The organism is Roseovarius maritimus (assembly GCF_043355895.2).
Taxonomy (GTDB): Bacteria; Pseudomonadota; Alphaproteobacteria; order Rhodobacterales; family Rhodobacteraceae; genus Roseovarius; species Roseovarius maritimus.
The window spans coordinates 88,867-101,323 of sequence record NZ_JBHFPF020000009.1 but is presented as its reverse complement, the minus strand read 5'-3'; the positions used below and the strand labels follow the sequence as shown (position 1 = coordinate 101,323).

Annotated in this window: 9 protein-coding genes; 2 read left to right on the top strand and 7 right to left on the bottom strand. The window is 62.5% G+C overall.

All coding sequences use genetic code 11. The features are described from left to right. Positions 1 to 83 precede the first annotated feature (83 nt). The gene (locus tag ACEWPM_RS15310; RefSeq protein ID WP_393962915.1) at positions 84 to 1,148 is read left to right on the top strand and encodes an efflux RND transporter periplasmic adaptor subunit; all 1,065 of its coding nucleotides are present in this window, start codon (positions 84 to 86) and stop codon (positions 1,146 to 1,148) included. Further along, complete coding sequence (locus ACEWPM_RS15305; RefSeq protein WP_393962914.1) at positions 1,145 to 4,207, top strand: efflux RND transporter permease subunit; 3,063 nt, start codon at positions 1,145 to 1,147, stop codon at positions 4,205 to 4,207. Before ACEWPM_RS15310 ends, ACEWPM_RS15305 begins: the two co-directional genes overlap by 4 nt. 57 nt (positions 4,208 to 4,264) lie before the next feature. On the opposite strand, the gene ACEWPM_RS15300 is transcribed toward ACEWPM_RS15305, so the two are convergent. The 7 genes from ACEWPM_RS15300 to ACEWPM_RS15270 all read right to left on the bottom strand — a co-directional run bounded on the left by ACEWPM_RS15300 (position 4,265) and on the right by ACEWPM_RS15270 (position 12,365). Continuing rightward, a complete protein-coding gene (locus ACEWPM_RS15300; RefSeq protein WP_393962913.1) occupies positions 4,265 to 4,579 on the bottom strand; it encodes a PRC-barrel domain containing protein in 315 nt (104 codons plus the stop codon). Between the two features lie 160 nt (positions 4,580 to 4,739). Next, complete coding sequence (locus tag ACEWPM_RS15295) at positions 4,740 to 5,435, bottom strand: YoaK family protein (RefSeq protein WP_393962912.1); 696 nt, start codon at positions 5,433 to 5,435, stop codon at positions 4,740 to 4,742. A 136-nt stretch (positions 5,436 to 5,571) separates the two neighbouring features. After that, a complete protein-coding gene (locus ACEWPM_RS15290) occupies positions 5,572 to 6,483 on the bottom strand; it encodes an AEC family transporter (protein ID WP_393962911.1) in 912 nt (303 codons plus the stop codon). A 164-nt stretch (positions 6,484 to 6,647) separates the two neighbouring features. After that, positions 6,648 to 7,424: an amino acid ABC transporter ATP-binding protein gene (locus tag ACEWPM_RS15285; RefSeq protein ID WP_393962910.1), complete on the bottom strand. Its 777-nt coding sequence runs from the start codon at positions 7,422 to 7,424 to the stop codon at positions 6,648 to 6,650. Then, positions 7,421 to 8,092, bottom strand: a complete 672-nt coding sequence (locus ACEWPM_RS15280; RefSeq protein ID WP_393962909.1) for an amino acid ABC transporter permease — start codon at positions 8,090 to 8,092, stop codon at positions 7,421 to 7,423. The genes ACEWPM_RS15285 and ACEWPM_RS15280 overlap by 4 nt, the downstream gene beginning before the upstream one ends. 142 nt (positions 8,093 to 8,234) lie before the next feature. Beyond that, the gene (locus ACEWPM_RS15275) at positions 8,235 to 8,987 is read right to left on the bottom strand and encodes a transporter substrate-binding domain-containing protein (protein ID WP_393962908.1); all 753 of its coding nucleotides are present in this window, start codon (positions 8,985 to 8,987) and stop codon (positions 8,235 to 8,237) included. 195 nt (positions 8,988 to 9,182) lie between these two features. Beyond that, positions 9,183 to 12,365, bottom strand: coding sequence for a valine--tRNA ligase (locus tag ACEWPM_RS15270; protein WP_393962907.1), 3,183 nt, complete (start codon positions 12,363 to 12,365; stop codon positions 9,183 to 9,185). Positions 12,366 to 12,457 lie beyond the last annotated feature (92 nt).

Sequence of the window (12,457 nt, the reverse complement as noted above, 5' to 3'; positions counted from 1 at the left end):
TATCATCCACGCTCGACATGGGACAGCTTTGCCCCATATCAAGCCAATCCCGGCTTTCGAGTCTGCGCAAAGGATCCCTTGTCATGAAAAAGGCCTTCGCCCTTCTGTCCCTCTTGGCTGTTCTCGCTTCTCCTGCCGCCGCGCAGGAAAGCGATGACGCGCCAGAGCAGCCGCTACGTCCCGTCAAGCTGATGACGTTGGAGGAAGGCGCAGGCACAAGGGAGCGTGAGTTCTATGGCCGCGTCCGGGCGCGCGAGACAGTGGATCTCGCCTTTCAGGTCAGCGGACAGGTAACGCAGTTTCCGGTCGCAGAAGGCGCGCCGCTGGAGAAGGGCGATCTGATTGCGCAGCTTGACCTGACAGCGTTCGAGCGCGAGGTGGCGCGCGCGCAGGTCGATCTGGAGAAGGCGCAGCGCGATGTCGAGCGGCTGTCAAAACTGGCCGGCAACGCCGTCTCCGAGGTCGAGGTGCGCAACGCGCGCACCACAGCCGATCTGGCCCGCATCCGCGCCGAGGAGGCTCAGGAGGCGCTGGAGGACGCAACGCTGACATCGCAGTTCGACGCGCTGGTCGCGCGGCGCGAGGTCGCGAATTTTACCACCATTGCCGCGGGCGAGCCGGTCGTCCTTCTGCATGACATGTCCGAATTGCGGGTCGATGTGTCGGTCCCCGAGGTTCTGTTCCGGCGCGGACGCTCGCAGAAAGTGACCTTTGAGGCGACGTTTCCCGGCACGGATGAGACCTTCCCGCTGGTCCTGCGCGAATTCGAGGCCGAGACTGCCGATGTGGCCCAGACCTATGAGATCACACTGGGCTTTCCCGGCGATGTGCCTGACTGGGTCCTGCCCGGCGCATCGGTCACCGTGACGGCTCGCGGGGACCGGATGGAGGGCGATCAGATGCTGGTCCCCGACACGGCGCTGACCTTCGATGCGGACCGCCAGCCGGGGCTGATGGTGTTTAACCCCACCGAAGAGGACGCCGATCAGGGCACTGTCGTCTGGACGCCTGTCACGATCCAGATGCGCGACGACACGCAGGTGCGGGTGACCGAAGGGCCGGAGCCGGGTACGGAAATCGTTGCCGCCGGCGCGGCGCAGTTGCGCGACGGGCAGAAGGTGCGCCGGTTCAAGGGGCTGACGCAATGAGCCTAGCGATCGCCCGCGGCGCCATTGCTCGTCCTCTGCTGACATGGATTCTGATGCTGGGCTGCCTTCTGGGCGGCATCTGGGGCTTTGCCACGATCGGCCGGCTCGAGGATCCTTCTTTTACCATCAAGAACGCCATCGTCATCACGCAGTATCCCGGAGCCAGCGCCGCCGAGGTCGCGCGCGAGGTGTCCGAGCCGCTGGAATCGGCCATCCAGAAGATGGCCGAGGTGGACACGATCACCTCGTCGAACAAGCCCGGCATCAGTCGGATCGACGTCGAAATCGCCAGCACTTATGACGGAAGCGAGCTGCCGCAAGTCTGGGACCGCCTGCGCGCCCGCGTCACCGATGCGCGCGGCGCGCTACCGCCCGGCGCAGGCACGCCGCTGGTCAATGACACGTTCGGGGATGTCTATGGCATCTTCCACGCGGTCACAGCCCCCGGTTTCTCGGACGCCGAAATCCACGACATCGCGGATTTCCTGCGGCGTGAGCTTCTGTCCGTGGACGGCGTGGCCGATGTAGTGTTGGCGGGCTTGCCCGAAGAAGCGATCTTCGTCGAGCCGGACAGCGCCATTGCCGCCAATCTGGGCGTGCCGCCGGATGCGATCCGTGGTGCGATCCGCGAGGTGACCGCCGTGGTCGCCGCAGGCGCCGCCGAGCAAGCGGGCCAGAATATCCGGATTGATGCGCCTTCCGGCTCGACCAGCGTCGATGCCATCCGTGATCTGACCATCGGCGTCAGCGGCGAGCTGATTGGCCTCACCGACTTTGCCACCGTGACGCGCGGGCGGGTCGAGAACCCGTCGATGATCATCCGCCATGACGGGCAAGAGGCGTTCACCATCGGCATCTCCGGCAAGGAGGGGCTGAACATCGTCGATGTCGGCGCGCGCGTCGATGCGCGCCTTGCCCGGCTGCAATCGGATATTCCTGTCGGCGTCGATCTGCATCCCATCTATCAGCAGCATGTGGTGGTAGATGAGGCGTCCTCGGATTTCCTGCTGAACCTCGCGATGTCGGTCCTGATCGTGATTGTGGTGCTCGCGCTTTTCATGGGCTGGCGCGCTGCCGTGGTGGTGGGAGTGACGCTCCTCCTGACCGTGGTCGGGACCGTGTTCTTCATGGCCATCTTCGGGATCGAGATGCAGCGCATCTCGCTGGGCGCGTTGATCATCGCCATGGGGATGCTGGTGGACAATGCCATCGTCGTGGCTGAAGGCATGCAGGGCGACATGGCCGAGGGCAAATCCGCCCCCGATGCCGCCGAGCGGACCGCCGACAAGACGCAAATTCCACTCCTAGGGGCGACGGTGATTGGCATCATGGCCTTTGCCGGGATCGGCCTCAGCCCGGACGCCACGGGCGAGTTCCTCTTCTCGCTCTTCGCCGTCATCGGTATCTCGCTGCTGCTGTCTTGGGTCCTGGCGATCACGGCCACGCCCCTTCTGGGTTACTACCTTTTCAAGGTTGGCGGCGGCGAGGCGGGCGGCGCCTATAATGGGCCGGTCTTTCGCGCCTACAGCGCGCTGCTGCGTGGCGCGATCCGGCTGCGCTGGTTGGTGATTGCGGGGCTGATCGTGCTGACCGCCGCCTGCTATTGGGGCTTTGGTCAGGTCAAGCAGCAGTTCTTTCCCGACAGCAACACGCCGCTGTTCTACGTGCATTACAAGCTGCCTCAGGGCGGGTCGATCCAGGCTACCTCGCGCGACATGCGGATCGTCGAGGATTGGCTGACCGCCCGCGACGATGTCGTCTCGGTTTCCACCTTCATCGGCGGCGGTGCCTCGCGTTTCATGCTGACCTACGCGCCGGAGGAGAGCCTGCCCACCTATGGCCATCTCATTATCCGCACCGATACGTTGGCCCAGATCCCGCCGCTGCGCGACGATCTGGAGGCATTCGGGCGCGCCAACCTGCCCGAGGGCGAATTCCGGACCGAGCGGCTGGCCTTTGGCCCCGGCGGCGGTGCGCCCATCGCGGCGCGGATCTCGGGCGCGGATGCCGATGTGCTGCGGCGCCTGGCATCCGAGGTCGAGGACCGGATGCGCGGGGCCAGCGACCGCCTGCAGGATCTGCGCACCGACTGGCGCGAACGCGAGATGGTGATCCGACCCCTCTATAATGACGGGCGCGCCAAGACGGCTGGCGTCACGCGCAGCGATCTGGCCAGCGCGCTGCAATACGCGACCGATGGCGCCTCCGCCGGAACCTACCGCGAAAACTCGCGCCTTATCCCCATCGTGCTGCGCGCGCCGGGCGCTGATGGCGCGGATGGCTCGCGTCTGGTGGGGCAGCCCGTCTACTCCACCGCAGCGGGCAGTTTCATCCCGCTGGAGCAGATGATTGACGGGTTCGACTATGCTGCCGAGGATACGCTGATCCAGCGCCGTGGCCGTTTGCCCACGATAACCGTCATGGCAGGTGTGCCCGCGGGCGTGAACTCGGCCGAGATTTTCAGCAATATCCGCGGCCCGGTCGAGGCGCTGGAGCTGCCCGAAGGCTACAGCCTTGAATGGGGTGGCGAGTATGAGAACTCGACCGAGGCGCAAACGTCGCTTGGCTCGCGCCTGCCGGTCTCTCTGCTGATCATGGTGCTGATCTCGATCTTCCTCTTCGGCAAGCTGCGCCAACCGCTCATCGTCTGGCTGCTGGTTCCGATGTCGGTCAACGGCGTGACGATCGGCCTGCTGGGGACGGGTCTGCCGTTTTCGTTCACCGCGCTTCTGGGTCTTCTCAGCCTCTCGGGAATGTTGTTGAAAAACGGCATCGTGCTGGTCGAGGAGATCGATCTGACCCGCGCCGATGGCGTCCCCTTCAGCCGCGCGGTGGTCGAGGCGTCCACCTCGCGCCTGCGGCCTGTCATGCTGGCGGCGATCACCACGATCCTCGGGATGGTCCCGCTCCTTTGGGATGCGTTCTTTGCCTCTATGGCGGTCACCATCATGGGCGGCCTCGGCTTTGCCAGTATCCTCACGTTGATCGCGGCGCCTGTGCTTTACTATATGATGTTCCCCGCTGCCCGCCGAGAGGAGAGCGATACCAAGGCCGCCTGAGTAAAAGCGGCCGTGACCGGAGTTGAGTCTGGGGCGAGCGCGCTCCGGCGGATCAGGTCAGTCGCGCCAGATCGGCGCGCGTTTGATGTCGGTGCCATCGGCAAGGAGCGTCGCGTTGCCGTCGAAGGTGAAGACGCTGAGCGGAAGCACCCGGTCCTCGTCACCATAGTCAGTAATCTCATCCTCGAAATCGACGACCAGCGCCTCAGGGGTGTCACGGTCCGGACCGGCCACCTCTTCGACCTCGCCGATCTTGCGGCCAGCCGTGTCGAGGACGTCGAGGTCATCGCCCCTGTCGGCGTTGATCTCGACACCGGACATAGCCGCGTTGTCGTTGACCTCATGCATCTGGTCCTGCGCAAAGGGGGGCATTGCCCATAAGGCCGACAGCGGTTGCAATCGCGAGTCGCACTTCAACACTTCGGTGTGAGTGACATGGGCAGTACTCAGGTCACCGGAATTTTTTCCGCGCCACAATCGAAGGTGGTGGAGATCCGCGCGGATCTGGATACGTGGCCCTATCAGGGTCCGCCTAGCCGCGACGCGCGCGGATTATCTCGGGCGATGCGATGCATAGCAATATTCCCGCTGCGACCACGAACAGCCAGTATCCGGTCAGCCAGAACAGGATTGCGCCGCAGATGCCTCCCGCTGCAAAACTGACGAGGGTCAGACTGTGAAGCTTGAGCTTGGGCAGGGTTTCGCGCCGCGCGCTCGGGCCGTCCAGCATTGCCGCCAGTTCAATGCCCACATCCGTCGCCATCCCCGAGACATGGGTGGTTCGCACGCGCGCGCGGGATATTACCGTTGTCACGGCATTCTGAAAGCCCATCACAAAACTCAGGACGGATATGAGATATGCCTCTTCCGCGCTGGAGGGATGCAGGATCAAGGCAAGGCTCAGAGCCAGAAGGATCACCGCTTCGGCGGCGATCGCCAGCGCGTAGACCGAGCGGTTTTGGCGTTTCTCGCCGGTTTTTATCCCGAATGCGGCCACCCCCGCGCCCAGGATGAACGCAGCGACCAGCCCCGCAAAGGACAGGGCGATGAAAACTTCGCGTTGCGCGAGATATTCGGCAAACATCGACACGTTTCCTGTCATGTTCGCAGTGAACGATCCCGCGACCAGAAAGCCGACAGCGTTGAGCGCGCCGGCCACGCATGACAGCAGCCCGGCCAGGGCCAAGTCGATACTCTTGGTGCGCTCGTCGCCGACACGGATCAGCATGTCATTGCCTCATAAAGCCATGATGGCCCACTGTTAGGGCGCATTCCGCAAGATCGCAAATGCATCCGGCATCGCGGCGATGAACCCACATCAGCAGGCAGTGCCGCTGTGGCTTTGTATCAGCTGTGGCTTTGTATCATAGGGACAATACGGCCTGCCCGATGAGCAGTGTCAGCGGTAAAGTGAGGAAGCTCAGCAAGGTTTGCGTCGTGATGATTGCGGCCATCAGGGGCGCGTCACCGCGCAATTCGCGCGCAAGCGTATAGCTGGCAACGCCAGTGGGGAGCGCCGCAAAGATCAGGGCGATCTGGACGGCCAGCGGGTCGGGGTGGAGGACCGCTGCCGCCAGTATGATTGCCGCTGGGTTGATCAGAAACTTGCCGATTACCGAAAGGCTGATGATCCGAACGGACCCCGATAGCCCTCTGATCTTGAGATTGGCCCCGACACAGAGCAGCATGATCGGCAATGCCGCGTTGCCGAGGATGCGGGCGATGTCATGCAGAACCGGAACCTCGTTCAGCCCGGCAAAGTTGAACAGAACTCCGACTGCAATGCTGAGGATGAGGGGGTTTTTCGCCAGTCCGCGCAGGATCGACTTGCCGCCGCCGCCCAGTTGCCGCGTCATCAATGTGACGACCGTGACATTCACCACGGGGACCAGAAAGGCGGATCCAAGGACTGCGATCTGCAGCCCCGTGGTGCCGAAAAGGGCCTCGGCAATGGCGAGGCCGATGAACGTGTTGAACCGCGCGCTACCCTGCAAGAGCGAGCTGGCCTGCGGCGCGGCAAACATGCGTCCCAAGAGCCATCCGCACAGGATTGCGGCGAAAAAACCGGCGTAGAGCAGGACTGCGTAATCGCCCAGCCCACCGCTGAGGTCGGCCGCCGAGATCTTGGCGAAGAAGAGCGCCGGCATCAGAACCCAGTAGACCAGCCGGTCATTGAGGTTCCAGAATTCGGTCGACGGGATCCCTCCGCGCCGCAATCCATAGCCCATCAGGATCAGGGCAAAAACCGGCGCGATGGCCAAGAAGATCGTCAGCATGTTTGCGAGCCTCGATACGAGACTCAACTGGTAGGTGACGGATCGCGCCTATGCAACAAGGCACCAACCGCAGCGTCTTTGTGCTGCGCCACATGAGATGTTCCACGCGCTGAATACTTTGCCTCGCCACGTGGTTGAGGATCGCCCGCAGCAGCGCTCTCCGTCTAGTGCGTCAGCACCCGCGCAAGGAAGCTCTGCGTGCGCTCGTTCTGCGGATTGTCAAAGACTTCTTTGGGCGTGCCTTCCTCGACGATCTCGCCGCTGTGAATATAGACCACACGGTCGGCGACTTCGCGGGCGAATGTCATCTCATGCGTCACGATGACCATGGTCATGCCCTCGCGGGCCAACTCGCGCATCGCGTCCAGCACTTCACCGATCATCTCGGGGTCGAGCGCCGATGTCGGCTCGTCAAACAGCATCAGCCGCGGCTCCATCGCCAGTGCGCGGGCGAGGGCGACGCGCTGTTGCTGACCGCCCGATAGCTGGCTGGGGTGCTTTTCGGCCTGATCGGAAATGCCGACACGCTCCAACAGGCGGCGCGCGGTTTTTTCCGCTTCGTCGCGGCTGGCGCCGCGCACCTTCATCGGGGCAAGCGTGACGTTGTCCAGAACCGTCATATGTGGAAACAGGTTGAACTGCTGAAACACCATCCCAACTTCGGTGCGGATCGTCTGCAGCGCCTTTGTCGCCTTGCCGTGCGGCAAAAGCTCCTTGCCGTCCACGTCGAGGCTCCCGGACTGGAATTCTTCCAGACCATTGATGCAGCGGATCAGCGTCGATTTGCCCGAACCGCTGGCACCGATGATCACGACCACCTCGCCGGGCGTAACCTCGAGATCGACGTCCTTCAGCACGTGCAGGGTGCCGAAATGCTTGTTCAGCTTTTCCATCTTGACGATGGGCTTCGAGCCGTTCTTGCTCATGTTTTCCTTGCTCATTGTCCAACCAGCCCCTTGCGTTCAAGCATGCGCAGACATAGCGACAACGTCAGCGTGATCGCCAGATACATCAGCGCGACCATCAAGTAGACTTCCAGCGCGTTGAATGTCGTTGCGATGTAGATCTGTCCTTGGCGTACCAACTCGCCCACGCCGATGACAGCAAAGAGGGATGTGTCCTTGATGCTGATGATGGCCTGATTGCCCAGCGCCGGGATCATGCGGCGAAAGCCCTGCGGCCAGATGATGTAGCGAAATGTCTGAAACCGCGACAGGCCCAATGACACGCCAGCCTCGCGCTGACCGCGCTCGATGGATTGCACACCGCCGCGCACGACCTCCGAGATATAGGCGCCCGAGTTGACCGCGATGGCAGCGATACCGGCTGTCAGCGCGTCGATCGGCCCGCCCAGAAGCTGCGGCAGGCCATAGAAGATGAACAGGACTTGCACCAAAACGGGTGTGCCGCGGAAAACCTCAATATACGTGATCGCCGGTACGCGTAGCCATGCGGTAGGGCTGATGCGCATGAGGCCGAAAATGATGCCGATGACAAAACCGATGGCAAGACCGCCGAATGAAATCAGCAACGTGTAGGGAATGCCCTCTAACAGGTAGGGAATGGAGGCAAAGGCCGCCTGCCAGTCGAATTGAAAGGATGAATTCACAAATCAGGCTCCGGTGCAAAAAATGTCCGTTGACGTGAAAGCCTCCCCGAAGATGCATCCCCGGGGAGGCGGAGCCGCGTTATCGCACGGCTGATATCTCGCGTATGATCGTTCATACTTTATGCAGCGATCGCCTGCCTTATTACTCGCTCTTGCCAAACCATTTGGCATGGATTTCGTCGTAAGTGCCGTCTTCGCGCATGGAGGCCAGTGCCTCATTCACGGCGTCCACACGGTCGCTACCCTGCGGGAAGGCGATGCCATATTGCTGACCTTCATAGAGCGGGCCGACGACCTTGACTTGGCCTTCGCCGCGGGTCTGCGAGAAGTAGCCGACATTCGGTGCGTCGTAGAACACGGCGTCGACACTGCCGCCCATCAGCGCCATATACATGTCGGCCGAGCCCGGATAGGGCGTTACCGTGGCGCTATCGCCGAATTTCTCGGTCAAAAAGTCGTAACTGGTCGAGCCAATCTTGGTGCCGATCTTCATACCTTCCAGATCGCCGATTTCCTTGACGCCGTCCTGATCGCTGCCGACGAGGATCTGCAGACCGCTATCGTAATAGGGGTCCGAGAAATCGACGATCTCCTTGCGCTCCTCAGTGATGGTCATGCCGGCGATCGCGATGTCCACGTTGCCAGTCTGCAGCGCAGGAATGATGCCGTTGAAATCCATCGTGTTGATATCCGGTGTAAATCCGGCTCGCTTGCCGATCTCACGGATGATATCCATATCGAACCCGGTCATTTCACCGGTGTCCTGATCCATCATCTCGAAAGGCACAAAACTGGGGTCAGTGGCGACGCGGACGGTATCCTGCGCTATCGCGGCCGATCCCATGCCAAGGCCGATCGCGCTGGCGAGTGCGATTTTTCTGAAGTCAAATTTCATAAGATTTCTCCCTTCAAGTATTTGGAACTTAGTAGCGTTAACGCGTGCGGCCGGGTCAGAGTTCCATGTCGGAGTAACTGCCGCGCATCAATTTTCGCGCTGTCAAAGCGTATGTAACTGACACACTCCATTGTTAGGAGGGAATGCTGTGATGGTTCTGGCCCCGCCGGAGGGCTGTCCCCCGGCGGGTCATCCTCAGCCCAGTTCTTGCAGCCGGGCAAGGGCCGCGCGCAAGGTATCGGCCTCTTCTTCGCGCAAGGCCAGATTCTCGCGCGCCTCTTCGACGACGTCTTCAGGTGCCGACGCCACGAATTTTGGGTTGTTCACGCGCCCTTTCAGACCGCCGATCTCCTTGTCGAGCTTGCCCAGCGTCTTTTCCAGACGCGTTTTTTCGGCGTCCACGTCGATGATATCGGCCAATGGCAGGCCAAATGTGCCGCCCTCGACCGCCACCGTGGCACAGCCCTTTGGGAAGGCATCGACATGGCTCAGCCCCTCGATGCGCGCGAGGCGCAGGATCATCGCCTCGTTCCGGTCCCACGCGGCACGGCCGGCGTCATCCAGCGAGGTTGCCAGTAGCGGAATTTTCAAACCCGCGGGCACATGCATCTGCGCGCGCGCGCTGCGCACCGCGTCGATCAGGGAAATCACCCAGTTCATCTCGCGGTCCGCCGCCGTATCCACGGCCTCGGCGCCATAGGTCGGCCAGTCGGCGTGGATCAGCATCTTGTCGCGCTTGCCCAGACTGCCCCACAGCTCTTCGGTCACGAAGGGCATGATGGGGTGCAGTAGGATCAGGCACTGGTCGATGACCCAGGCCATCACCTCCTGCGTCTCGCGCTTGACCGCATCGGTGCCGTCCATCAGCAGCGGCTTGGAAAACTCGACATACCAGTCGCAGACCTTGCCCCAGACGTAGGCATAAAGCGCATTGGCAGCATCGTTGAACCGATAGGCCGCCAGCGCGGCATCCACCTCGGCGCGGACCTTGGCGGTCTCGCCGATGATCCACTTGTTGACGGTCTCGTTCGGGGTCGGAAGAGTATCGACAGAATACGCATCGCCCAGATCCGCCGGAGTCGCGCCGTTCATCTCCGCAAAACGCGCGGCATTCCAGAGCTTGGTGCCGAAATTGCGATAGCCTGCGATGCGCTGCGTCGACAGCTTCAGATCCCGCCCCATCGCGGCCATCGCCGTCAGGGTAAAGCGCACGGCATCGGTGCCGTATTCGTCGATCAGCTCCAGCGGGTCCAGAACGTTACCCAGGGACTTTGACATCTTCTTGCCCTTCTCGTCGCGGACAAGGGCGTGGACATAGACATGAGAAAACGGCTTCTGCCCGACCACGGCATATTGCATCATCATCATCCGGGCGACCCAGAAGAAGATGATGTCAAAGCCGGTGATCAGCGTCGATGTGGGGAAATAGCGCGCCAGTTCCGGCGTCCTTTCGGGCCACCCCAGCGTACCGATGGGCCAGAGGCCGGAGGAGAACCAAGTGTCGAGCACGTCCGCATCGCGCCAGACGGGATAGACCAGCTGCGTCGGGTCCTGGCTGGCAACATATTCCGCCAGGCTCTCGGCCAGCCGATGCATCGCGTCCTCGCGGCTTGCGACCTCGACAAGGCGTGCGTGGTTCAGCGGCGTCGGCAGGCTGGCCAGCACATCGTCGAACTTGGCCCCCAGCCCCTCGAAATCGGGCGCGGCATGGTAGCGGTCGGTGCCCGGCGGCATGGATTGATCCCAAAGAAGGCGCTGCATCTCGACCAGATCGAGCGCGCCGTCGCCCTCGTCATCGCGAAACGCCCCGCGCTCCAGATCCAGCCCGTACCACACCGGGATCTGATGCCCCCACCAGAGCTGCCGCGAGATGCACCACGGCTCGATATTCTCGAGCCAGTGGAAATAGACCTTGCGGTCGCTCTCGGGCATGATCGTCACCTCGCCCGAGCGGACGGCATCAATCGCCGGCTGCACGATCTGATGCGTATCGACGAACCACTGGTCGGTCAGCATCGGCTCGATCACCACCTTGGAGCGATCGCCGAAGGGCTGCATGATCTGCTTGGCCTCGACCAGCGGCACCAGCGTATCCTCGCGTGCCTCGCCGCCCTCCTCGGGGGCCAGAGGTTTGGCGGCGGCGGACCCCAGACGCGGATCATGCGCCTGCGTCATCACGGCAAGGCCCTCGTCGGTGATTTCTTCGATCACGCGCTTTCGCGCCTCGAACCGGTCCAGCCCGCGCAGGTGGTCGGGCACGAGGTTGATCGTATCGACCTCAGCCTCGTCCAGCGTCCGCTCGCCGCGCGCCACCTCCATCGCCAATGCGGCGGCGTCGGCATAGGGCGCGCCGTCGTCACGCATCTGCGCGCGGGCGTCCATCAGGCGATAGCAGGGGATGCCGCCGCGCTTGGCCACGGCGTAGTCGTTGAAATCATGCGCGCCGGTGATCTTGACCGCGCCCGAGCCGAAATCTTGGTCGGGATAGTCGTCGGTAATGATGGGGATGAGGCGACGATGCTCTTTTGGCCCTACGGGAATCTCGCACATCTGGCCCACGATGGGCGCATAACGCGTGTCCGACGGGTGCACGGCCACCGCGCCATCGCCCAGCATCGTCTCGGGGCGGGTCGTGGCGATGGAAATGTAATCGCGCTCCTCGCGGAAGATCACCTCGCCGTCTTCGTCCTTCTCCAGATATTCATAGGTCGCACCGTTCGCGAGCGGGTATTTGAAGTGCCACATGTGCCCTGCGACATCCACGTTCTCGACCTCGAGATCGGAGATCGCCGTCTCGAAATGCGGATCCCAGTTGACCAGCCGCTTGCCGCGATAGATCAACCCCTTGTCGTGCATGTCGACAAAGACTTTGATCACCGCGTCGTGGAAATTGGGGCCGCTTCCCTTCTCGGGATCACCCGCCGCGCCGCCCATGGTAAAGGCCTCGCGCGACCAGTCGGCAGAAGCGCCAAGGCGTTTCAACTGACCGATGATGGTGCCGCGTGATTTGACCTTCTGCTCCCAGACACGCTCAATAAAGGCTTCGCGGCCCATCTCGACGCGCGTCGGCTCGCCATTCGCAGCCATGTCGCGCTCGGTCACCATCTGCGTGGCGATGCCGGCGTGGTCGGTGCCCGGCTGCCAGAGCGTGTCGAACCCGCGCATGCGGTGCCAGCGGACAAGAATATCCTGCAGCGTGTTGTTGAACGCGTGGCCCATATGCAGGCTGCCCGTGACGTTGGGCGGCGGGATCATGATGCTGAACGGCTCGGCGCCGGGGGCCGCGTTCGCGCCTGCCTTGAAGGCGCCGGATGTCTCCCACGCCTCGTAGAGCCGCTGCTCGGCCTCGGCCGCATCGAATGTCTTTTCCATCGCCATGGGAGTGCTCCTTTTCGCCTTGCGCTTGGCTTAGCCAATTCGCCGCCCAAGGGGAAGCCCGCCAGACATCCGCGCACTGAAATCAAGGCTGG